General features: G+C 54.4%; 17 protein-coding genes. 11 read left to right on the forward strand and 6 right to left on the reverse strand.

The genetic code is table 11. From position 1 onward, the window contains the following. Positions 1–64 precede the first annotated feature (64 nt). Positions 65–958 carry a YcbJ family phosphotransferase gene (locus tag J5069_RS01970; protein ID WP_264642266.1) on the forward strand — a complete coding sequence of 298 codons (894 nt, stop codon included), beginning with the start codon at positions 65–67 and terminating at the stop codon, positions 956–958. Between the two features lie 5 nt (positions 959–963). Here J5069_RS01970 and elyC read toward each other — a convergent pair whose 3' ends face one another. Next, positions 964–1752: an envelope biogenesis factor ElyC gene (gene elyC / locus J5069_RS01975; protein WP_264642267.1), complete on the reverse strand. Its 789-nt coding sequence runs from the start codon at positions 1750–1752 to the stop codon at positions 964–966. 188 nt (positions 1753–1940) lie between these two features. Between elyC and cmoM the strand changes: the two genes are divergently transcribed. The 7 genes from cmoM (at position 1941) to J5069_RS02010 (ending at position 12687) form a co-directional block, all read left to right on the forward strand. After that, positions 1941–2726 carry a tRNA uridine 5-oxyacetic acid(34) methyltransferase CmoM gene (cmoM, locus tag J5069_RS01980; RefSeq protein ID WP_264642268.1) on the forward strand — a complete coding sequence of 262 codons (786 nt, stop codon included), beginning with the start codon at positions 1941–1943 and terminating at the stop codon, positions 2724–2726. Beyond that, positions 2723–4045: a chromosome partition protein MukF gene (gene mukF / locus J5069_RS01985; protein ID WP_264642269.1), complete on the forward strand. Its 1323-nt coding sequence runs from the start codon at positions 2723–2725 to the stop codon at positions 4043–4045. Before cmoM ends, mukF begins: the two co-directional genes overlap by 4 nt. Then, on the forward strand, positions 4026–4748 hold the full coding sequence (gene mukE, locus J5069_RS01990; protein WP_264642270.1) for a chromosome partition protein MukE: 723 nt from the start codon (positions 4026–4028) through the stop codon (positions 4746–4748). The genes mukF and mukE overlap by 20 nt, the downstream gene beginning before the upstream one ends. Positions 4749–4750: 2 nt before the next feature. Continuing rightward, entirely contained in the window at positions 4751–9190 is a 4440-nt protein-coding gene (mukB, locus tag J5069_RS01995; protein WP_264642271.1) for a chromosome partition protein MukB, read from the forward strand. Positions 9191–9519: 329 nt separating this feature from the next. Next, entirely contained in the window at positions 9520–11244 is a 1725-nt protein-coding gene (gene ldtD, locus J5069_RS02000; protein WP_264642272.1) for a L,D-transpeptidase, read from the forward strand. Between the two features lie 179 nt (positions 11245–11423). Beyond that, on the forward strand, positions 11424–11972 hold the full coding sequence (locus J5069_RS02005) for a YcbK family protein (protein ID WP_264642273.1): 549 nt from the start codon (positions 11424–11426) through the stop codon (positions 11970–11972). 82 nt (positions 11973–12054) lie between these two features. Further along, positions 12055–12687, forward strand: coding sequence for an MBL fold metallo-hydrolase (locus J5069_RS02010; RefSeq protein WP_264642274.1), 633 nt, complete (start codon positions 12055–12057; stop codon positions 12685–12687). 43 nt (positions 12688–12730) lie between these two features. On the opposite strand, the gene J5069_RS02015 is transcribed toward J5069_RS02010, so the two are convergent. From J5069_RS02015 to pncB, 4 genes are all read right to left on the reverse strand, one after another. Next, positions 12731–13921 carry an amino acid aminotransferase gene (locus J5069_RS02015; RefSeq protein WP_264642275.1) on the reverse strand — a complete coding sequence of 397 codons (1191 nt, stop codon included), beginning with the start codon at positions 13919–13921 and terminating at the stop codon, positions 12731–12733. Positions 13922–14151: 230 nt separating this feature from the next. Continuing rightward, on the reverse strand, positions 14152–15267 hold the full coding sequence (locus J5069_RS02020; protein WP_319801654.1) for a porin: 1116 nt from the start codon (positions 15265–15267) through the stop codon (positions 14152–14154). A gap of 314 nt (positions 15268–15581) precedes the next feature. Then, positions 15582–16982, reverse strand: coding sequence for an asparagine--tRNA ligase (gene asnS, locus J5069_RS02025; RefSeq protein WP_264642276.1), 1401 nt, complete (start codon positions 16980–16982; stop codon positions 15582–15584). 161 nt (positions 16983–17143) lie between these two features. After that, positions 17144–18349 (reverse strand): nicotinate phosphoribosyltransferase, encoded by a 1206-nt coding sequence (gene pncB / locus J5069_RS02030; protein ID WP_264642277.1) that lies wholly within the window; start codon positions 18347–18349, stop codon positions 17144–17146. A 243-nt stretch (positions 18350–18592) separates the two neighbouring features. Between pncB and pepN the strand changes: the two genes are divergently transcribed. The 3 genes from pepN to J5069_RS02045 all read left to right on the forward strand — a co-directional run bounded on the left by pepN (position 18593) and on the right by J5069_RS02045 (position 23321). Beyond that, the gene (gene pepN, locus J5069_RS02035; protein WP_264642278.1) at positions 18593–21205 is read left to right on the forward strand and encodes an aminopeptidase N; all 2613 of its coding nucleotides are present in this window, start codon (positions 18593–18595) and stop codon (positions 21203–21205) included. Positions 21206–21521: 316 nt separating this feature from the next. Next, positions 21522–22532 carry a quinone-dependent dihydroorotate dehydrogenase gene (gene pyrD / locus J5069_RS02040; RefSeq protein WP_264642279.1) on the forward strand — a complete coding sequence of 337 codons (1011 nt, stop codon included), beginning with the start codon at positions 21522–21524 and terminating at the stop codon, positions 22530–22532. Between the two features lie 222 nt (positions 22533–22754). Beyond that, positions 22755–23321, forward strand: coding sequence for a cell division protein ZapC (locus J5069_RS02045; protein WP_264642280.1), 567 nt, complete (start codon positions 22755–22757; stop codon positions 23319–23321). 14 nt (positions 23322–23335) lie between these two features. Here J5069_RS02045 and J5069_RS02050 read toward each other — a convergent pair whose 3' ends face one another. After that, positions 23336–24439, reverse strand: a complete 1104-nt coding sequence (locus tag J5069_RS02050; protein ID WP_264642281.1) for a YcbX family protein — start codon at positions 24437–24439, stop codon at positions 23336–23338. Positions 24440–24470: the final 31 nt, after the last annotated feature.

Raw genomic sequence — 24470 nt, forward strand, 5'->3', positions numbered from 1 at the left:
TTGACGGCGGTCCACCGCATGATGGCACGCGGGATCCTGAAGCAGGAGCGAGGTTTAGCAACGTATGGAACATTTGAAGGCTGAATTAAGCACGGTGTTGGGGGAAAAATTAAGCCGGCTCGAACGCATCAGTGAGCAACCCTACGCACATTTGTACGCGCTGTATGACAATAACGGCAACGCCATGCCGCTGTTGGCGAAAAGCTATGTCTGTCAGGGTATTGCGCAGCAAGAGGCGTACAAGCTCTCCATGCTGGCGCGCGAGGGAGATGTACGCTTACCAACGGTGTACGGTGTGGTGATCACCCAAGAGGCGCCCTATAAAGAACTGCTATTGATTGAGCGCCTGCGTGGTGTGTCAGTTGAAGCGCCGACCCGTACCCCGGAACGTTGGTCGTCGCTGATGGATCATGTGGTTGAGAGCGTGCTGCTCTGGCACCGTATCGACAGTCACGGCTGTGTGGGCAGCGTGGATAGCACGCAGGATAACGACTGGCTCAGTTGGTACGAACAGCGGCTGGAAGTGCTCTGGTCAACGTTATTGAATGTCGGCGCATCGTTACTGACGCAGGAAGATCGCAGCGTGTTGTACCGCTCACGCCAGTGTCTTGACGGCTTGTTTGATGATTTTGATGATAGCTGCGTATTGGTGCACGGTAATTTATCGTTGCGTAGCATGCTGAAAGACCCGCGCAGCGATCAGTTGCTGGCGATGATCAACCCCGGCATGATGTTATGGGCACCCAGGGAATATGACATGTTTCGCCTGTGCGAGCCGGGCATGTCAGAAGCGTTGCTCTATCGCTACCTGCAAAAAGCGCCGTTGGCGGAAAATTTTGTTTATCGCCGCTGGCTTTACGTCATTTGGGAAGCGGTTTCCCGCTACCTGCATACCGGGCAATTGGATCGGGCGCTGTTCGATCGCGCCACGCGCGAATTAACGCCCTGGCTGGAATAACCCTCTCAGTGTGATGCCGCTTCTGGCGGCGCTTCGCTGCCTTTCAGCCGTTGCCACAGCAAGCCCAGCGTTTCATACCAGGCGCGCTCGCTGTGCGACAAGTAAAACGCTGAAGGGAATACTTTTTCCCACGGATTGAGCGGGCTGGTAATGGCCAACTGATTAGCGGGGGCGGGCGTTGGATTCAGTCCCTGTGCCTGGAAGAACACCATGGCACGCGGCAGATGACTGGCTGACGTGACCAACAGAAAAGGTTGTTGCCCGATAAGGGCCGCCGTGCCTGCGGCTTCTTCTTCCGTGTCGCGCGGTGTATCCAGCGTGATGATGTCCTCGCGCGGAATCCCCAGACTCTCCGCAACCAATGCCGCGGTTTGTGCGCTGGTCATCGGATTTCCCTGCGCGGCTGCGCCAGTGAAGATCAGCTTCGCACCGGGATTGGCACGATAAAGACGCACGCCTTCGGTCACCCGTGACAGGCTGTTTCCGATCAAATTGGCGCTCGGTGCCCACTCAGGGTTATAGGTATAGCCCCCGCCCAGTACCACGATATAGGGAATAGGCGCCGCGCTCGCCCGCCAGGTCGCATAGTGGCTTTCCAACGGCAGCAGCAGCTTATCGGCGACCGGTTGCACACTCAGCAGCAATAACGCCAGCCAGGCGCAGGAAATAACGGCTTTTCCCCCACGTTGCCAGCGCGAGAACCACAGCAGCGCCAGACCGACGCCCATCAGAACCAGCAGTAACGGAAGCGGTTGTAGCAGGCCGCCAACGACTTTTTTGAGGGTAAACAGCATGAAATCAGGGTCCCTTTGGGTGAAAAAACGGCATCCGGCAAAATATCGTGCGGTCAGGCGGTTTATTCTCGTTCCGCCTGTGCCAGAATAACAGGTTGAAGGAAATATGGCGTTATACCCGAATACCGGGTATATGAGGGCACACCGTGCCGCACGATCGCCCTAACGATGACGTGGAACGCAGCGCAATGCAAGATCGCAATTTTAACGATATCGCCGAAAAATTTGCCCGTAATATCTATGGCACCACCAAAGGCCAGGTGCGTCAGGCGGTGCTGTGGCAGGATCTGGATGGGTTGCTGAAAACGTTGCCAGCGCGGCCTTTGCGCATTCTTGACGCGGGCGGTGGTGAAGGGCACATGGCCTGCCGTTTGGCGGCTTTAGGACATCAGGTCTTGTTGTGCGATGTTTCAGATGAGATGATTCACCGCGCCAGCCGCATTGCTCAGGAACAAGGCGTGGCTGAGAACATGCGATTCGTGCACTGCGCTGCGCAGGATATTGCCTCCTATATGGAGCATCCGGCGGATGTGATCTTGTTTCACGCGGTGTTGGAGTGGGTTGCTGAACCACAGGCGATATTGCGGACGCTAACGGATTGTCTGGCACCCGGCGGTGCCTTTTCGCTGATGTTTTATAATCATCATGCACTTTTGCTGCGCAATGTGGTGCTGGGGAATTTTGCCTATGTGCAAGCCGGTATGCCAAAGCGCAAACGACGTTCGCTATCGCCGGATCACCCCCTCGATCCCCAGCAGGTTTATGGCTGGCTCGAGGCGTTGGGGATGATGATTGAAGGAAAGACCGGTGTACGGGTGTTTCATGACTATTTGCAGAACAAGCAGCAACAAATCGATAATTTCGAGGAATTGTTAGCGTTGGAACAGCGCTATTGTCGCCAGGAGCCTTTTGTTAGCCTGGGACGCTATATTCATGTCATGGCGCGTAAACGCCCTATAAAGGATGCACTATGAGTGATTTTTCCCAGACAGTGCCGGAACTGGTTGCCTGGGCGCGAAAAAATGATTTTTCCCTGTCACTCCCCACCGAACGCCTGGCGTTTCTGCTGGCTATTGCCACGCTGAACGGCGAGCGAATGGATGGCGAAATGAGCGAAGGGGAACTGGTGGATGCCTTTCGTCACGTCAGCAAGGGATTTGAACAAACCCATGAAACCGTGGCAATGCGCGCCAATAACGCCATCAATGATTTGGTGCGCCAGCGCTTGGTTAATCGCTTTGTCAGTGAAGTGGCGGATGGCAATGCCATCTACCGGCTGACGCCGCTCGGTATTGGCATCACCGACTATTACATCCGCCAGCGCGAATTTTCGACGCTGCGCCTCTCGATGCAGCTCTCCATTGTGGCGCAAGAACTGTTGCGCGCCGCGGAGGCCGCCGAAGAAGGGGGCGATGAGTTTCACTGGCACCGGAATGTGTTCGCGCCGCTCAAATATTCGGTGGCGGAAATTTTTGACAGCATCGATCTCTCACAGCGCGTGATGGACGAGCAGCAGCAGGGTGTGAAAGAGGATATCGCTGCGCTGCTGACGCAAGACTGGCGCGCTGCCATTTCCAGCTGCGAGCATCTGCTGACAGAAACGTCCGGCATTCTGCGTGAATTGCAGGACACGCTGGAGGCGGCGGGCGATAAGCTGCAAACCAGCTTGTTGCAGATTCAGGAAGCGACGATGCAGCATCCTGAGCTGGAGTTTGTCGATAAACTGGTGTTCGATCTGCAAGCCAAGCTGGATCGCATCATCAGTTGGGGACAACAGACCATCGACCTGTGGATTGGCTATGACCGACACGTCCACAAGTTTATCCGTACCGCCATTGATATGGATAAAAACCGGGTATTCGCTCAGCGCCTGCGCCAGTCGGTGCAAAGTTATTTCGATCAGCCCTGGGCACTGACCTTCGCCAATGCCGATCGCCTGCTGGACATGCGCGATGAAGAGCTGGCGCTGCGCAGCGATGAAGTGACGGGCGAGTTGCCGCCGGAACTGGAGTATGAAGAATTCAGCGAAATGCGCGAACAGATCGCCGCGCTGATAGAAGCGGCGCTGCAAAAATATAAAACCGAGCGCATCCCGCTCAACCTGGCGGACGTGGTGCGTGATTACCTCAGCCACTATCCCCGGGCGCAGCATTTTGATGTGGCACGAATCGTGGTCGACCAGGCGGTGCGCCTGGGTGTGGCCGAAGCGGATTTCACCGGATTGCCTGCGCTATGGCAGTCAATCAATGATTACGGAGCCAAGGTACAGGCCCATGTCATCGACAACTATTGATAAAATCATGCCAGTTAAACTGGCAACGGCGTTAGCCAATACCCTGTTTCCCGCGCTTGACAGCCAACTGCGTGCGGGGCGGCATATCGGCGTGGAAGAGTTGGAGAACCACGCTTACCTGATGGATTTTCAGGACGTGTTGGAGGAGTTCTACGCGCGCTATAACGTGGAACTGATCCGTGCGCCTGAAGGTTTCTTCTATCTACGACCGCGATCGACCACCCTGATCCCGCGCTCGGTGCTGTCCGAACTGGACATGATGGTGGGAAAAATTCTTTGTTATCTCTACCTCAGCCCAGAGCGGCTGGCGCAAGAGGGCATTTTCACTCAGCAGGAGCTTTATGAAGAGCTGCTGAGTCTGGCCGATGAAAACAAGCTGCTGAAGTTGGTCAACCAACGCTCAACCGGCTCGGATCTGGATCGACAGAAATTGCAGGAGAAGGTCAGAACCTCGCTCAATCGCCTGCGACGCTTGGGGATGGTCTACTTCATGGGCAACGACAGCAGCAAATTCCGCATCACCGAAGCGGCGTTCCGTTTCGGTGCCGACGTGCGCAGCGGTGACGATGCGCGTGAAGCTCAGTTGCGCATGATCCGCGATGGCGAAGCGCTGCCGTTAGACAGCGGCCTGTCGCTGAACGATGAGGTGGAAGAGGGCGAAAGTGCGCAAGACAATGCGGCAGAGAGTGGAGAGGAAGAATAACAATGATTGAACGCGGTAAATTTCGCTCACTGACGCTGGTCAACTGGAACGGTTTTTTTGCCCGTACCTTCGATTTAGACGAATTGGTCACCACACTGTCCGGCGGTAACGGCGCGGGGAAATCGACGACGATGGCGGCCTTTATCACCGCGCTGATCCCGGATTTGACGCTGCTGCATTTCCGTAACACCACCGAGGCGGGAGCCACCAGCGGCTCACGTGATAAAGGGTTGCACGGCAAGCTGCGCGCTGGCGTGTGTTATGCCACGTTAGACGTCGTCAATTCCCGCCATCAGCGCGTGCTGGTCGGGGTGCGTCTGCAACAGGTCGCCGGGCGTGATAAAAAGGTCGATATCAAACCCTTCGCCATCCAAGGGCTGCCCACCACGTTGCAACCGACGCAGGTGCTGACCCAGTCATTGGGCGAACGCCAGGTTCGGGTTTTGACGCTGCAAGAACTGAAAGAGCGAGTGGAAGAGATGGAGGGCGTGCTGTTCAAACAGTTCAACTCCATTACCGATTACCATGCGCTGATGTTTGATTTGGGCGTGGTGCCTCGTCGGTTACGTTCCGCTTCCGATCGCAGTAAATTCTATCGCCTGATTGAAGCTTCTCTGTACGGCGGGATCTCCAGCGCGATTACCCGATCGCTGCGTGATTACCTGCTGCCGGAAAACAGCGGGGTGCGCAAGGCGTTCCAGGATATGGAAGCGGCACTGCGTGAAAACCGGATGACACTGGAAGCCATCCGGGTGACACAATCGGATCGCGATCTGTTCAAACACCTGATTTCGGAAGCCACATCCTACGTGGCCGCCGACTATATGCGCCATGCCAATGAGCGTCGGGTGCATCTGGACGGTGCGCTGGCGCTGCGTCATGACCTGTTTGGTAGCCGCAAACAGTTGGTGCATGAACAGTACCGTCACGTGGAAATGGCGCGCGAGCTGGCGGAACAAACGGACGCCGAAAGCGATTTGGAAACCGATCATCAGGCCGCCAGTGACCACCTCAATCTGGTGCAAACGGCGCTGCGTCAGCAGGAAAAGATTGAGCGTTACGACGGCGATCTGGAAGAGCTGCGCTCGCGTCTGGAAGAGCAGGACATCGTAGTAGAAGAAGCGCGCGAGCTGCTCGAAGAGAACGATGCGCGCGCGCAGGCTGCCGAGCTGGAAGTGGATGAACTGAAAAGCCAGCTCGCCGACTACCAGCAGGCGCTGGACGTGCAGCAGACCCGGGCGATCCAGTATCAACAGGCGCAACAGGCATTGGAGCGTGCTCGTTCCCTGTGTCAGTTGCCGGACTTAACCGCAGATAACGCCGACGAGTGGCTGGAAACCTTCCACGCGCGGGAGCAGGAAGCGACTGAGCTGTTGCTGCAACTGGAACAAACCCTGAGTGTCTCCGATGCGGCACATAGCCAATTTGAACAAGCCTATCAGTTAGTCTGCAAGATTGTGGGTAACGTTGCGCGCAGTGAGGCCTGGCAAGCGGCACGTGATGTGCTGCGCGACAGTACCTCCCAGCGCTATCAGGCCGAGCGTGTGCATCCCCTGCGCGGTCGCCTGGCCGAGCTGGAGCAGCGCCTGCGCGAACAGCAGGAAGCGGAACGCCTGCTGCAAGAGTTTGGTAAACGCTATGGTCAGTCCTGTGAGCCGGAAGACTTAGACAGCTTGCAGCAGGAACTGGAGGTGAAGATTGAAACCCTCTCTGCGCTGGTTGCGGAAGCCGGGGAGCGCCGTTTGGCGCTGCGTCAGGAACTGGAGCAGATCCAGCAGCAAATCCAGACATTAACCGCGCGGGCACCGGTGTGGCTGGCGGCGCAGGAAGCCTTGACGCAACTGACCGAACAAAGTGGCGCAACCTTTGCTGATGGTCAGGAAGTGACCGAGCATTTGCAGCAACTGCTGGAGCGCGAGCGTGAAATCACGGTAGAGCGTGATGATGTGGCGGCCCGCAAGCGTCACATTGACGATCAAATCGAACGCTTAAGTCAGCCGGGTGGTGCAGAAGATCCGCGAATGACCGCGCTGGCAGAACGTTTTGGCGGCGTGTTGCTGTCCGAAATTTATGATGACGTTACCCTTGATGATGCGCCGTATTACTCCGCGCTGTACGGGCCGTCACGCCACGGCATCGTTGTCGCCGATTTGTCGCTGGTGCGTGATCAGCTTGAAGGGCTGGATGACTGCCCGGAAGATCTCTATCTGATTGAAGGGGATCCGCAATCGTTCGATGACAGCGTGTTCGCGGTAGAAGAGCTGCAAAAAGCGGTGGTGGTTAAAATCGCCGATCGTCAGTGGCGCTATTCGCGTTTCCCTGAGGTGCCGTTGTTTGGCCGCGCGGCGCGTGAAAATCGACTGGAGAGCTTGCGTGACGAACGTGAAGCGCTGGCGGAGCAGTACGCTACGCTGTCGTTTGACGTGCAGAAAACCCAACGTTTGCATCAGGCTTTCAGCCGTTTTATCGGTTCTCACCTGGCTATTGCGTTCGATAACGATCCTGAGGCGGCGCTGCGCCCCTTGAGTTCACGGCGCGGAGAGTTGGACCGCGCCATCAACAATTTTGATGCAGAAAACCAGCAGCAACGTCAGCAATACGATCAGGCCAAAGAGTGCGTTTCACTGCTGAACCGCCTGATCCCGCGCGTCAGCCTGCTGTGTGATGATACGTTGCACGACCGGATCGAAGAGATTCGCGACGAGCTGGATGCCGCAGAAGAGTCCGCACACTTTATTGCACAGCACGGTGCGTCGCTGGTGAAACTGGAACCGCTGGTGGCGGTGCTGCAAAGCGATCCACAGCAGCATGAACAACTGCGGGCGCAGTACACCCAGGCACAAAGCGCACAGCGTCAGGCTAAACAGCAGGCGTTTGCCATAACGGAAGTGGTGCAACGGCGAGCCCACTTCGGCTATAGCGACTCAGCGGACATGCTGGGTGAAAATGCCGATTTGAATGACAAATTGCGTCAACGGTTAGAGCAGGCAGAAACCGAGCGTACCCGTTCGCGTGAGCAACTGCGCCAGCAGCAGGCACAGTTAACGCAGTACAGCCAGGTGCAGGCGTCGTTGCGCAGCGCGCATGAAGCCAAAAATGAGATGCACAAAGAGCTTATTCAGGAGTTGCAGGAGATCGGCGTGCGCGCGGATGCGGATGCCGAAGCGCGCGCCCGCACCCGCCGGGATGAATTGCATGCCGCCCTGAGTGCCAACCGCACGCGCCGTAACCAGTTGGAGAAGCAGATTACCTTCTGTGAAGCGGAAATGGATGGTTTGCAGAAGAAATTGCGCAAGGTGGAGCGCGATTACCACCAACTGCGTGAACAGGTGGTAACGGCGAAAGCGGGCTGGTGTGCCGTGATGCGGCTGGTGAAGGATAATGGCGTGGAGCGCCGTTTGCACCGACGCGAACTGGCCTACATGGACGCAGACGAATTGCGTTCTATGTCGGATAAGGCGTTGGGGGCATTGCGACTGGCGGTTGCGGATAATGAACATCTGCGCGACGTACTGCGTGCTTCGGAAGATCCGAAGCGGCCTGAGCGCAAAGTGCAGTTCTATATCGCTGTTTATCAGCATCTGCGTGAACGTATTCGTCAGGACATTATTCGCACCGATGACCCGGTTGAAGCCATCGAGCAGATGGAAATTGAACTTAACCGTCTGACGGAAGAGCTGACCGCGCGTGAAAAAATGTTGGCGATCAGTTCCAAGAGCGTGGCGAATATTATCCGTAAAACCATTCAGCGTGAGCAAAACCGCATTCGCATGCTGAACCAGGGCTTGCAGGCAGTCGCGTTCGGGCAGGTGAAAAGCGTGCGTTTGAACGTCAACGTACGCGAAACGCACACTACGTTGCTCAATGTGCTCTCGGAACAGCAAGAGATGCATCAGGATCTGTTCAGCAGCAACCGATTGACCTTCTCGGAAGCGCTGGCGAAACTTTACCAACGCCTCAACCCTGAAGTGGATATGGGTCAGCGCACGCCGCAAACCATCGGTGAGGAGTTGCTCGATTACCGCAACTACCTTGAGATGGAAGTGGAGGTCAATCGCGGTGCCGATGGCTGGTTGCGTGCAGAAAGCGGCGCGCTCTCCACCGGTGAAGCGATCGGGACCGGGATGTCGATTCTGGTGATGGTGGTGCAGAGCTGGGAAGATGAATCCAAGCGCCTGCGCGGCAAAGATATTATCCCTTGTCGTTTGCTGTTCCTCGATGAAGCCGCGCGTCTGGATGCGAAATCCATCGCCACATTATTCGAGCTGTGCGAACGGTTGGAAATGCAGTTGGTGATTGCCGCACCGGAAAATATCAGTCCGGAAAAAGGCACCACCTACAAGCTGGTACGTAAAGTGTTCCAGAATCAGGAGCATGTGCACGTGGTTGGACTGCGCGGTTTTGGCAGTGAGAATGAAACGCCGCAGGTGCAGGCATCGTAGCGATAACCCTATGACGTAACGTGCAGAGGCCGTGTTAAACGGCCTCTTTTTTTGTCTCTCTATTTCCCTTTTTTGCGCCGCACACATGACGGACCAGTGAAATAATCCTGCGGGAAGTGGCGCAAAAAACGTTGTCTCTTTATATACTAACTGTGATGATGAGCGAATAATTAAAGTGGCAAGTCATCTCACCGTTTTGCGCTATTTTATAACAATCAGTTTCTGCATAACGTGTGTTGGGGAGTCATATCCATTGGACCTTGTGGCTTTCATTGCCGATAAAAATATCGTGGCTGATATCGCGTTTATTGAATACAGGGGATAAATGGATGTTGTTATGTGAGCAAAAAGCGCAGAGCACGCTGTGCCGTGTTGGCACGCTGTGGGCCTTGGGCCTGTTTTCTTTCTGTTCGTTGTCGGCAATCGGGCAGGCGACGGTAATTCCCCATGCCGCGCCGAGTGTCTCTTCGCATACCGCAGGCACCGTTTCGCACGAAACCAGCGCGGCGGCGTTACAGGCACTGGCGGCGAAAGGCGTCAAACCGCATTATCTTTCAGAAATTACCTCACTCTACGCACTGCATCCGGCACAACGGCTGTGGGCGGATGAGCATGCCGTGGTGCAGCTTCAGCAGCAGTTGGCGGAAGTGGCGCTGTCAGGGGTTCAGCCGCAGTTTACGCAATGGGTTACCTGGTTGACTGATGCCAGTATCAACGGGATGGCGCGCGACGTGCTGTTGTCGGATGCCATGCTGGGCTATCTGCAATTTGTTGATGGCGTGGAGCGTAACGGCACCGACTGGCTCTACAGCAGCGTCCCCTACCGTTTGCAGCCGCCCGCGCCTGCGCGCGTGGAGCAATGGCGGCAGGCACTGGTCGCGGGCAATGGCGTCGGGTTTGTCTCATCGCTGGCACCGCGCCATTCACAATATGCCAAGATGCATCAGGCGTTGAAAACGCTGTTGTTGGACACGCGTCCCTGGCCGGTGTTGACGATGTCGGATACCTTGCGTCCTGAACAGCAAAGTCAGGATCTGGCGGTACTGCGTGAAATATTGCAACGCACCGGTATGCTTGCCACCCCAGAGACCATTACCCTGTTCAATGAGCAACCTGCTGCTGCCGACGCGGCTGCACCGTCACCGGATACCTACACGGGCGATCTGGTCGAGGGGGTTAAACGCTTCCAGCAGTGGCAAGGGTTGGAAGCCGACGGCGTCATTGGCAAGCGGACGCGGGATTGGCTGAACGTTTCGCCGCAAACCCGTGCCGCGCTGCTGGCGCTCAATATTCAGCGCCTGCGCCTGGTGCCGGATAATGTCAGCACCGGCATCATGGTGAACATCCCTGATTATTCGTTGAACTATTATCAAAACGGTACGCAGCGCCTCTCTTCGCGCGTGATTGTCGGACAACCGAAACGCAAAACGCCGCTGATGAGCAGCTCATTGTATAACGTGGTGGTTAACCCGCCGTGGAACGTGCCAACAACGCTGATTCGCCAGGATATCGTTCCCAAGGTCATCAAGGATCCCAGCTACTTGCAACGGAACAACTATACGCTGCTCTCTGGCTGGCACTCCGAAGCGGAGACCATCGATCCGACCATGATTGACTGGTCCGTAGTATCGGCCGATCGTTTCCCGTATCGCATTCGTCAGGCTCCCGGTGCCAACAACTCGCTGGGACGCTATAAATTCAACATGCCCAATTCCGAAGCGATTTATTTGCACGATACGCCGAATCATGGGCTGTTCCAGCGCGACATTCGCGCGCTCAGTTCGGGCTGTGTGCGCGTGAACAAAGCCTCCGAGCTGGCTGGACTGCTGTTGCAGGATGCCGGTTGGAACGATGCGCGCATTTCCTCCACGCTGGCGCAGGGAAATACCACCTATGTGCCGGTCAAGCAGCGTATTCCCGTCAATCTGTACTATTTGACGGCCTGGGTGGCTGACGACGGCAAACCCCAGTTCCGCACAGATATTTACAATTATGATGATACGGTAAAACGCGGGACGGGCATCCTGGGCAAGGCAGGGCAACTCCTCCAGTAACCGCTGATATTCTGGGACGTTAGCGCCGTCACAGGGTTTACATCGACGCGGAGGATCTACGCGATCCTCCGCATACCCTGTCGTAAAGCGGGTTGACTCAACTGCACTGCACGGTTATGGTGCCAAACGGCGCGTTTCTTGTCGCCGTTATGTTCATCTTTTAAGCCGGGGCACACTTCATGGAATTCATCGATCATCATCGCCGCAGATGGCTGGCGCTGGGCGGAGTCGCGTTGGGGGCTGCCATGCTGCCGGGTCAGGCGTTTGCCACGCTATCAACCCCGCGTCCGCGCATTCTCACGCTGGCAAACCTCAATACGGGCGAGTACCTCAAAACTGAATTCTTCGATGGTCGCCGTTACAACAAAGATGAATTGTCCCGTCTGAACCACTTCTTCCGTGATTACCGCGCCAATAAAACCAAATCCATCGATCCTGCGCTGTTCGATCAGCTTTATCGCTTACAGGTGATGTTAGGCACCAACAAACCGGTGCAGCTGATTTCGGGCTATCGCTCGGTGGACACCAACAATGAAATGCGCAGCCATTCGCGCGGCGTAGCCAAACAGAGCTATCACACCAAAGGTCAGGCGATGGATTTTCACATCGAAGGTGTGCAACTGACCAATATTCGCAAAGCGGCGCTGAAACTGAAAGCGGGCGGCGTAGGCTACTATCCTAAAAGTAATTTCGTGCACATTGATACCGGGCCGACGCGGAGCTGGTAACCCTTCACGCTGATAGACCCTGCGGCCTGACCGTGTCATGATGAGGGCCACGTAAGGGTGCTTTTTCGTGAAGTGGAGTGCTATGAAATACCAGATTGTTCCCGTGACGGCGTTCAGCCAAAACTGCACGCTGTTATGGTGTGAAGAAACCCGCGACGCGGCGATTGTTGACCCCGGTGGCGAAGCGGAAAAAATCAAACGCGCTGTCGCGCAGTGCGACATAAAGGTGTCGCAAATCCTGTTGACGCATGGACATCTCGATCACGTCGGTGCGGCTCAGCAGCTGGCCGAACACTATCAGGTGCCGATTATCGGCCCACACCCCGCTGATGCCTTCTGGCTCGATGGTTTGCCCGCACAGAGCCGTATGTTTGGCCTGACAGAGTGTGCGCCGTTAACGCCGACGCGCTGGCTGCAAGAAGGGGATTCGGTGACGGTGGGTAACACAGAGCTGGCCGTGTTGCATTGTCCGGGACATACGCCGGGCCATGTGGTGTTTATCGATAAGGCATCACGCTTGGCGCAGGTGGGTGATGTGATCTTCAACGGTGGTGTAGGGCGCAGTGATTTCCCACAGGGCGACCATCAGGCACTGATCACGTCTATCCGTACCAAATTGTTCCCACTCGGGGATGATATTACCTTTATTCCTGGACACGGCCCGATTTCGACGCTGGGGCAGGAGCGCAAGACCAATCCTTTCGTGCACGATTAATGCATCGGCATCCCCGGCGTAGCAGGGGATGCCTGACGGCATATTACAGCACGGCCACAATGGCTTCGCACAGCGGAGCCATATTTTCCGGCGTCATACCCGCCACGTTAACCCGTCCAGAATTCACCGCATAGACCGCAAATTCATCGCGCAGACGCAGTACCTGCTCTTTGGTCAGGCCGCTGAAGGAGAACATGCCATTCTGCTGAATGATAAAGGAGAAATCCTGCGTCGCCCCTTTTTCCTGCAAGGTATTGACGAACAGATGACGCATGCGTTGGATGCGCTCGCGCATCGCCGTCAGTTCCTGCTCCCACAGAGTACGCAACGCCTCGTTGCCGAGGATGGTCGCCACCACCGCCGCGCCGTGTGCCGGCGGGTTAGAATAGTTAGCACGGATGATGGATTTCATCTGGCTGAAGGCTTTATCCGCCACATCAGCATTGGCTGCGACCAGCGTGCAGGCACCGACACGTTCGTTATACAAGCCAAAGTTCTTCGAATAGGAACTGGATACCAACAGTTCCGGGTGGGATGCGGCAAAAATACGCAGCCCCTCTGCATCCTCTTCCAGCCCACGAGCAAAGCCCTGATAGGCAAAATCAAACAACGGCAGCCAGCCTTTTTGAACGGACAGATCAGCCAGCGTTTGCCACTGCTGCGCCGTAGGATCGATACCGGTCGGGTTATGGCAACAGCCGTGGAATAACACCACGTCACCCGCCTGAACCGCTTCGAGGCTTTTTACCATGCCGTCAAAGTCCAGCGCGTGGTTGGCGGCATCGTAGTAGTGATAATCGCACACTTCCAGCCCGGCAGCCTGGAACACGTTTTTATGGTTAGGCCAGCTTGGGTTGCTTACCCAAATGCGCTTGGCGGATGTCTGGCTGGCGATAAACTCTGCGGCGATACGCAGGCCACCGGTGCCGCCCGGCGTTTGTGCGCTACGTGCGCGTTTTTCACTGATAATCGCGCTTTGCTTGCCGAACAGCAGTTCCTGCGTGAGCAGGGCGAACTCGGGCAGGCCATCGATCCCGAGATAGTTTTTGGTGGCTTCATTTTCCAGCAAGAATTGTTCTGCTTTTTTTACGCTGGCCAGCACCGGTGTCTTTCCGGTTTCATCTTTGTATACGCCAATACCCAGATTGATTTTTTGTGGACGAGAGTCGACGCGAAACAGATCGGCCAGGCCAAGAATCGGGTCAGCGGCAGCGGCAGTAATATGTTCAAACATTGATGGCTATTCCATGACAGAGGTTAGGCAAGAACCTTCAGGTTACCGCTAGCCATAAGCTTTGCCAACCGTTTGCGATCAAAATGCAGGTGAATTAACAGGAAAAATTGTGGCAGGAGCGGTAGCCATAAATGGCGCTAATAGTCAGGTCGCAGAAAACAAAAAGACAGGGCGCAAGGCCCTGTCTTTTTCGCTATCAGACTGCGTAATGCAGTGGTGATAAGACGAAATTAGAACTGATAAGTTACACCAACAGCAACTTTGTCATCGTCATTCACGCCGTAAGCGTTAGTGTCTTTGATCAAGTTGATGTCGTATTCAGAGTATACGGAGAAGTTTTTGTTGAACGCGTAAGTTGCACCAACGCTCACGTATTTAGTGGTGTACGCATTACGGTTGTTGGTGTCATCTTTAGCTTTTGCAGAAACGTAACCCAGAGACGGAGTCAGACCGAAATCAAAGTTGTACTGAGCAACAGCTTCGAAGATTTTGGTTTTGTCAGCAAAATTGGTCAGCGGCGTAGCAGGGTCTCTTCTGCCGTCAACATAGCTTGCATTACGCAGTTCAGAGTAGATAGCTGCAACGTAGATGTTGTTAGCATCATATTTCAGACCAGTACCCCAAGCTTCGGCTTTTTTACCTTTACCGGTAGCAAACTGGTTTTGCTCATCAGTACGATTAATTGCAGCATAGTTAGCAACAATACCTACACCAACCGGAGATACGTACTCCAGAGAGGTACCCCAGCCATCACCATTCTGAGTGTCAGGGCTGCTATTGCTACGTTCGTTCAGTGTGTCGTGGTTGTTTTTGCCTTGATATTGCAGGCCAAAGTTCAGACCATCAACCAGACCGAAGAAATCTTTGTTGCGGTAGGTCAGAACGCCAGTAGAACGGCCAGTCAGGAAGTTGTCGGAGTTGGACTGATCGCCGCCCCACTCAGGCAGAACGTCGGTGTATGCCAGAGAATCGTAAGCGATACCCATGTTACGGCCGTAGTCAATAGTGCCGAAATCAGCAATTTTCAGACCAGCGAAAGCATAACGGGTTTTAACATCTTTACCTTTGTCATTACCGCCGTCTTCACTTTTGTTACCAGCGAATTCAGCTTCGTAACGGCCATAGCCAGTTACATCGCTAGTGATCTGAGTTTCGCCTTTGAAACCCAGACGTGCATAAGATTTATCACCATTTTGACCGTCGTTGTCAGAGAAACGGTGTTTAGCGGTAACTTTACCGTACAGGTCCAGTTTGTTGCCGTCTTTGTTGTAAACTTCTGCTGCGTTTACTGCACCCGCAGCCAACAAAGCCGGGATTACTACTGCAAGAATATTGCGTTTCATCATTATTACCCTCATTGGTGTTTTAAGACACCCGCCGCTGCCATCAACAATTCTCGAAAAAAGTAATAAAACTCTTACGGAACTATCACTGGAAGTTTGGTGTCCTCCTGTGTCTGAACGCAGTGTTCCATTCACTCGCCCGTTAATCTACCCTAAAAATGATACTAAGTTCGTAATCGGGTAACAAAAAGAAAGATTGTGTTTCAATTTGTAAATTTCAGGGAACTTTGTGAGCCTTATCTGAAAGAAAAAAAAAGACCGCGATTTATTCGCGGTCTTTTTTCTAGTTATTTGTTTTACTTATGTTTAATGCGTATTTAGAAACTAGCGTTGCGCGGAGTACGTGGGAAAGGGATAACATCGCGCACATTTTGTACACCGGTAACATAAGCAATCAGACGTTCAAACCCGAGTCCAAAACCAGAATGAGGAATGGTGCCGTAGCGCCGCAGATCGCGGTACCACCAGTAATCTTCTTTATTCAGCCCCATCTCTTCCAGACGGCTATCCAGCTGTGCCAGACGCTCTTCACGCTGAGAACCACCGATAATTTCGCCGATGCCCGGTGCCAGTACGTCCATGGCCGCGACGGTTTTACCGTCTTCATTCATACGCATATAGAAAGCTTTGATGTCTTTCGGGTAGTTTTTTACCACCACCGGCGCTTTAAAGTGCTGCTCTGCCAAATAACGCTCATGTTCGGAGGCAAGATCGACGCCCCAGAACACCGGATTCTCGAAGGTGTGTCCGCAATTCAGCAGGATCTCGATAGCGTCGGTGTAATCCACCTGGGCAAAATCCGCGCTGACAAAGTTTTCCAGACGGCTGATCGCTTCTTTATCTACACGCTCGGCAAAAAACGCCATGTCATCGGCGCGCTCGTCGAGCACGGCTTTGAACACGTATTTCAACAGGCTTTCTGCCAGCGCTGCGGCATCGTCCAGAGTGGCAAAGGCCACTTCCGGTTCGATCATCCAGAATTCAGCCAGGTGACGGCTGGTGTTGGAGTTTTCGGCACGGAACGTAGGGCCAAAGGTGTACACATTGGAGAGCGCACAGGCGTAGGTTTCACCGTTCAGTTGGCCAGAAACGGTCAGGAACGCCTCTTTACCAAAGAAATCTTCACTGAAATCCACTTTGCCCGCCTCGGTACGCGGCAGGTTTTCCAGATCCAGCGTGGAAACGCGGAACATTTCACCGGCACCTTCGGTATCCGACGCGGTGATAAGCGGCGTAGAGACCCAAAAATAACCGTTCTCATGGAAGAAGCGGTGAATGGCCTGGGCCAGCGTGTGGCGCACGCGTGCCACAGCACCGATCAGATTGGTGCGCGGGCGCAGGTGCGCAACTTCACGCAGGTATTCAATGCTGTGGCGTTTTGCCGCCATCGGATAGGTGTCCGGATCGTCTACCCAGCCCACCACCTCAACGGCGGTCGCTTGAATTTCGAATGATTGACCTTCGCCCGGAGAGGCGACAACGGTGCCGGTGACGATGACCGAGCACCCGGTGGTCAATTTCAGAACGTCGTTCTGGTAATTGGGAAGATTATTATTTACGACCGCCTGTAACGGATTAAAGCAGGAACCGTCATAGACGGCGATAAAGGAGATACCGGCTTTAGAATCTCTCCGGGTACGTACCCAGCCGCGCACGGTGACTTCACTGTCAACGGCGACACGGCCTTGCAGTACGTCGACTACAGGCACTACGCTCATAAAATTCTCTCTTCTCAATGAATGGTATTTAACGGGTCAACCCCTAAGGGTGATTTGCTATGTTACTTGCCGTCTGGCAGGACACAAGCAGAAATCACCGGAATGCGTCAAGTTTTGCGCATTCCGGCAACGTTGGGTTAAATACTGAGCAGCCGGGGAGACTAACTGGCTTTTCTGATGCGCGGCAGATCGAACGCTTTGCGTAGCGCAGAAATAAACGCGGCGTCGTGGCAGATGGTTTTGCCGGGGCTATCGGAAAGTTTCGCCACCGGACGACCGTTGCATTCCACCAGCTTGATGACGATGTTCAACGGTGTCACGCCGGGAATATCGCAGGTCAAACGCGTGCCGATGCCAAATACCAGATTGATGCGCTGAGAAAAATGGCGATAGAGCGTAAGCGCTTTTTCCAGATGCAGGTTATCGGAGAACACCAGCGTCTTGCTCATGGGATCAATGCCTAAGCGCTGATAATGTGCGATGGCCTTTTCGCCCCAATCGATCGGATCGCCAGAATCGTGACGCAGACCCTGATAGGCGTTGGCGAAATCGAGATCGAAATCGCGCAGGAACGCGTCCATGGTAATGCAATCGGTCAACGCGATACCGAGCTGATCGGGGTATTCCACCAGCCAGGCGTGCAGGGCGGCACGTTGGCTGTTAGCCAATGTCGCGCTGAGTTGCTGATGCGCCTGAAACCACTCATGCGCCTGCGTACCTACCGGTGTCAGTCCCAATTGGCGCGCCAGATCGTAGTTGCTGGTGCCAATCAAATAGGGGAACTCTTGCTGCAACATGCTCACGATGTCGTGTTGCACCTCGCGGGAGAAACGACGTCGGGTGCCGAAATCCATCAGTTTGAAATGGCTCAGATCGATACCCTGGCTGCGTTCACGGAATTGCGCAAACGTGCGGCGCAGTTGCGCCACGGCGTGCACGGCGCTGACGTCCGGGGTGCGCGAGCGGTGTATCACTTCACTGATGACCGCCAGCAAGGGCACTTCCCACAAAATCACTTCGCGCCACGGGCCGCGAATACGAATATCCAGCTTGCCGTGATGGTTGCTCACGGTAACCTGCTGTGGGTTAAAGCGAAAATGGCGTAACCACAGTAGATAGTCTGCGGTAAAAAAAGGCAGCGTAGAGAGGTAAGCGAACTCGTCGTCGCTGAGTGACAACTGGCTCATCAGCGCAATCTGCGCGGTGATAGCCTCTGCATAACTCCCTAACAGCTCATCGCCGCGGCAGCGGAATTCCGCTGTAACGTCCACATCATAATAATGATGAAACACCGCTTGCTGCATATGAAGCTTGTAAGCATCCGTATCCAGCAATGAGTTCAAAATCGGGGAAGGGTGTAAAGTCATAATGCGTTACAGCATCCTCGTCAGACGCGTTTCCACTATCAAAATCATCAGCAACGTTCGGTGAGTATACCTTGATTCACGCTGCGTTGTCGCTATCACCAGATAACATCATAATTCGGCCAGAAAAGAGAGGACCATTCGTGCTTTAACATGGTTATTATTCTCATTCACTTAGTCATGGCAACATCGTTGTAACAGGCATAAACTGAACTGTCAAAGCAAAGAGTGAGGTGTAAACATCCTATGAATCAACAGCCGCAAGTAAAATACCGTCATGATTACCGTGCACCGGACTATACCATCAGCGATATCGCGCTTGATTTTGTTCTGGATGCGCAGAAAACGCACGTCACGGCAGTGAGCCAGGTGGTTCGGCAGGGAGAGGCGGGGGCGCCGTTAAAACTGGACGGTGAAGGACTGACGCTGTTAAGCCTGACAGTGGATGGCCAGGACTGGCCGCACTATCAGGTTGAGGATGATGGCTTGGTGCTAACGCAACTGCCCGCCGCATTCACGCTCAGCATCGCCACAGAGATAAACCCCGCCGCCAACAGTGCGTTGGAGGGGTTATACCAATCTGGTGCTGCGCTTTGCACCCAATGTGAAGCGGAAGGGTTCCGCCACATTACCTATTATCTGGATCGCCCCGATGTGCTGGCGCGCTTTACCACGCGTATTACTGCCGATCCGGTTCGCTATCCTTATTTACTCTCCAACGGAAACCGCATCGCACAGGGCACCCTGGACGATGGCCGACACTGGGTGGAGTGGCAGGACCCGTTCCCGAAACCGTGCTATCTGTTTGCGCTGGTGGCAGGGGACTTCGATGTGCTCAGCGACAGCTTTACTACCCGTTCCGGGCGCGAAGTGGCCTTGGAGTTGTATGTCGATCGCGGCAACCTCGATCGTGCGGGTTGGGCGATGACCTCACTGCAAAATGCCATGAAATGGGATGAAACCCGTTTCGGTCTGGAGTATGACCTCGACATCTATATGATCGTCGCGGTGGACTTCTTTAATATGGGCGCGATGGAGAATAAAGGGCTCAACGTCTTTAACTCCAAATACGTGCTCGCCAAGGCGGAAACCGCAACCGATAAAGATTACCTGAACATCGAAGCGGTGATCGGCCACGAATATTTTCACAACTGGACCGGTAACCGCATTACTTGCCGTGACTGGTTCCAGCTTAGCTTGAAAGAAGGGCTGACGGTGTTCCGCGATCAAGAGTTCAGCTCCGATCTGGGATCGCGCCCGGTAAACCGCATTGATAACGTGCGCGTGATGCGCGGTGCGCAGTTTGCCGAAGATGCCAGCCCGATGTCGCACCCGATCCGCCCTGATCAGGTGATCGAAATGAATAACTTCTACACCCTGACGGTTTACGAGAAAGGGTCGGAAGTGATCCGCATGATGCACACGCTGCTGGGTGAAGATAACTTTCAGGCGGGTATGCGGCTTTATGTGGAACGCCATGACGGCAGCGCAGCCACCTGTGATGATTTTGTGCAGGCGATGGAAGATGCCTCGGGGGTAGATCTGACGCAGTTCCGCCGTTGGTACGGCCAGTCGGGTACACCGGTGGTGACGGTGCGTGATGATTACAATGCCGCAACGCAGCAATATCTGCTGTCGGTCAGTCAAAAAACGCCCGTGGGCGCGGACGGTCAGGAAAAACGCCCGCTGCATATTCCGCTGGATATTGAGCTGTACGATCAGCAGGGCAACGTGATTCCGTTGCAATATGCCGGCCAGCCGATCGATTCGGTGCTAAACCTGACCGAAGCAGAGCAGACGTTTGTGTTTGATAATGTGCCGAGTCAGCCGATCCCCTCTTTATTAAGGGAGTTTTCTGCGCCGGTTAAGCTCAACTACGCCTGGAGCGATGCGCAACTGACCTTCCTGATGCGCCACGCACGCAATGATTTCTCGCGCTGGGATGCGGCGCAAAGCCTGCTGGCGAACCATATTCGCCTCAACGTGGCGCGCTATCAGCAACACCAACCGCTCTCGCTGCCCCTGCATCTGGCCGATGCGTTCCGTGGGGTATTGCTGGATCCGGCGCTGGATCCGATGTTGGCAGCACAAATACTGACGCTGCCCAGTGAAAACGAAATGGCAGAGTTGTTTGAGATTATCGACCCGCTAGCCATTGCGGCGGTGCGCGAAGCGATGGTTCGCACGCTGGCGACAGAGCTGGCCGATGAATGGCTCGCGGTGTATCGCGTCAACGCCACCGCTGAGTACCGCATCGAACATGCTGATATTGGCAAACGTGCGCTGCGCAACACTTGCCTCTATTATCTGGCGTTTGGCGAAGCGCTTCAGGCTGATGCGCTGGTTAGCGCGCAGTATCAGCAGGCGGACAACATGACGGATGCGTTGGCGGCACTCTCCAGTGCGGTCAGTGCGCAACTGCCGGTGCGCGATGCCTTGATGGCGCAGTTTGACGATCGCTGGCACACCGATGGTCTGGTGATGGACAAATGGTTTACCTTGCAAGCCACCAGCCCGGCCAGTGATGTGTTGTCTCGAGTGAGAGCGCTGCTGCACCACCGTTCATTCAGCTTGAATAACCCCAATCGCCTGCGTGCGCTGGTCGGAGCGTTTGCCGCCAACCCGGCCGCGTTCCATGCAGCGGACGGTGAAGGCTACCGTTTCCTGACCGAGATCCTCAGCGATCTCAATACCCGCAACCCGCAGGTCGCTGCGCGGTTGATCGAGCCTCTGATCCGGTTGAAACGCTATGATGAATCGCGTCAGGCGTTAATGCGCCAGGCTCTGGAGCAATTGAAAACGCTGGATAACCTGTCTGGCGATCTGTTCGAAAAAATTGGCAAGGCGCTACAAAGCTAATCTGCCTCGAGGTTCCCGTATCAGGCGCGGATCTCAGATTGATGAGAAAGTCTGTTGTTAGGTGAAGTGCGGCGATGGGGTCGTAGTGGCGTAAGCCGCCGGAGTGCCCCTCGTCGTGATTCACCGGGAAACGCAGGCATTCAGAAAACGTTTTTTCAGCAACCTCAAGGTTCCCGCGCCGGGCGGGAACCTGTTTTCTGTGATAAGTGTTTTACTTTCCCTCACGATCTCATTACCATTTCCCGCCGTGCGTCAGGAAGTCACCCGCTTTATTGTTGTTTTTGCATGCATGACTTTTGGGATCTCAGGAGACACTATGTTCTATCCCGTAATCAAGAAGGCACTCTTCCAGCTCGATCCAGAACGGGCTCACGAATTTACCTTCCAGCAGTTACGTCGTCTATCTACTACACCGTTTGAATTTCTTATTCGCCAATCCGTTCCCACCAAACCAGTTACCTGCATGGGCCTCTCTTTTAAAAATCCACTCGGTTTAGCCGCAGGTCTGGATAAAGATGGCGATTGTATTGATGCGCTGGGGGCAATGGGTTTTGGTCATATTGAAGTCGGTACGGTAACACCGCGTCCGCAGCCCGGTAATGATAAACCGCGTCTGTTTCGCGTCGTGGAAGCGGAAGGGTTAATTAACCGCATGGGTTTTAATAACCATGGCGTTGATAACCTGGTCGAGAACGTTAAAAAATCCCGTTTTGGCGGTGTGCTGGGAATTAATATCGGCAAGAATAAAGATACGCCCGTCGAGCAGGGGAAAGATGACTATTTGATCTGCATGGACAAGATCTATGCGCACGCTGGATATATTGCGATCAATATCTCATCACCGAATACGCCGGGATTGCGTTCTCTGCAATACGGCGAAGCGTTAGACGATCTGTTGCAGGCGATTAAAAATAAACAAGATGCATTGCATCAACAGCATCAGAAATATGTGCCGATCGCCGTGAAGATCGCGCCGGATCTTTCTGACGAAGAATTGATCCAAATTGCAGACAGTTTGGTACGCCATCACATTGATGGGGTGATTGCCACCAATACCACACTGAATCGTGACTTGATTCAGGGGTTAAATCATTGCGGGCAAACCGGGGGATTAAGCGGGCGTCCATTACAACAGCGCAGCACCGAAGTTATTCGTCGTTTGGCGCAAGAAATGAACGGCCGGTTGCCGATTATTGGCGTTGGTGGGGTCGATTCACTGATGGCCGCACGGGAAAAAATGGCTGCGGGTGCATCCCTGATACAGATATATTCCGGCTTTATTTTTCACGGACCGCGCCTGATTAAAGATATCATTACCCATATTTAATCTTTTCATCACATCATTTCTCGTTGGGGGTTTATTTATTCCCCCAGCTAGTCTATATTTTACTCGTTTGTGCAATTAATCTTCTTTTTTACAAAAAACGCGACTGACATACCCTCACAAAGCGTATGACGGATATAAACTGTTTTCTTGTCAAGGATGGCAATGGTATGTGGTGTGCAGACGCAACGGCGTCGATGAATAGCCCAGGGGAAGGTGAATAATATGAAGTTAAAACCTGACGACAATTGGCGCTGGTATTTTGACGCGGAACACGATCGTATGATGCTGGATTTAGCCAACGGCATGGTATTTCGTTCTCGTTTTTCGGCCAAAACGCTCACGCCAGATGCGTTTGCCCCGGTATCATTTTGTGTTGATGACGCCGCATTGTTTTTCACCTTTCAGGAAAAATGTCAGCCTATTTCGTTGCAGCATGAATTGCAGGCAGAGCTGATATTAAATGCGCTGGTGGCTCACCGTTATTTAAAGCCCCTGATGCCCAAGAGTTGGTATTTTGCGCAGCAACCCCACGAACAGCAGGCACCGCAAATGGGCGATGCGGTCTGGGTAATGCTGGCAGAAAGCCAGGAGATTGCCTGCTTTATGGTGGTGGAACACGGTGAAAAAGCCAGCCTGTGCGTGTTGGCACAAGAAGCGCTAACGCTAAACGGCAAAACCATGCAGTTAGGTGAAGCGATTAAAATTATGCATGACCGCCTGTTGCCCCAGCAGAGCGCGCTGGCAGGGGCGATGCCATCGGCATCCTTCCCCTATGCCAAGGTGGTGTAGGGGAAAGATGCTTGTCAGGCGAGCACCAGATCTCCTTGCGGCACGCAGCTGCACGCCAGAATAGTGCCATCCTCACGCACGGCTCCCCGCTTTAAGGGCGAAACCTCACCGCTGACCAGTGTCATTTTGCAACAACCGCACACGCCCGCCCGGCACGAATAAGGCACGCGCACGCCGTGCTGCTCCAGTTGCTCTAACAAAATCTGCTGATTATTGCCTGACAGCGTTTGGCCCTGATAGTGCAGGGAAAGGCCTTGTTCCGCCTGAACCGGCGCATCCAAGGTGGCGGCTGGGGTCCCTGCACCATAGAGACGCGGTGGCTTGGTTGCCAGCACCTCAACGCTATCGCCCACGCGAATGATACCGCTTTGACGCGCCACCATATTCTGACCAAAATCCACGTCGCCGTTTTCCGCCGTGCGGAAGGCTTGCAGCGTGGCGAGCGGCTCTCCCGAGGGATGCTTGCGCCCGCGCTCGGTGCTCACGGTGGTTAATATGCAGCGGCTACACGGTTTGACCACATCGAAGGTCACCTCACCGATACGCAGTGTCTGCCAACTGTCTTCCGCGAAGGCATCCGCGCCGGTCACTACAATATTAGGGCGGAACTGAATCAGCTTGATGCCTGCATTACAGCGCTGGCGCAGTGCTTGAAAAGAGGCTTCATTGACCAACAGAAAAGGGTATCCATCGGCGAAACCCAGCGGGATATCAGGAAAGCGTTTCACGCGACGAGAGGGCGCATCACCTACCCAGCGCAACTGTACCGGACGTTTAAAATAACCGCTCAGCCACTGGTTGATGTTATCGGGAGCGATGCAGGCAGAAAAGTGCGTGCCCCAGACTTCGGTCGGCTGCGGCGTGTGGGCGAAATCTGTATAGCGTACTAGCGCCTGCGCGCCATCGGGTGCAGTGAGAAACAAGCCATCAGGCAGCAACGCCGGTGTAAACAGCACCATCTCGGGAAACTGGCGCGCGGTGATAAAAGTCCCATCGGGTTCCGTCACCATAAAGGAACGGTCATACGCCAGACCGCTGGGCGTTGCCAACGCATGGGAAAGTTGCAAGCCGCGCAAGGATTTGACCGGATGAACGTACAGTTGGGAAACACCAATCATCAAGAGTGCCTATCTGTTCGAAGGTTTTAAC

It is taken from the genome of Candidatus Symbiopectobacterium sp. NZEC127 (assembly GCF_025962675.1).
GTDB lineage: Bacteria > Pseudomonadota > Gammaproteobacteria > Enterobacterales > Enterobacteriaceae > Symbiopectobacterium.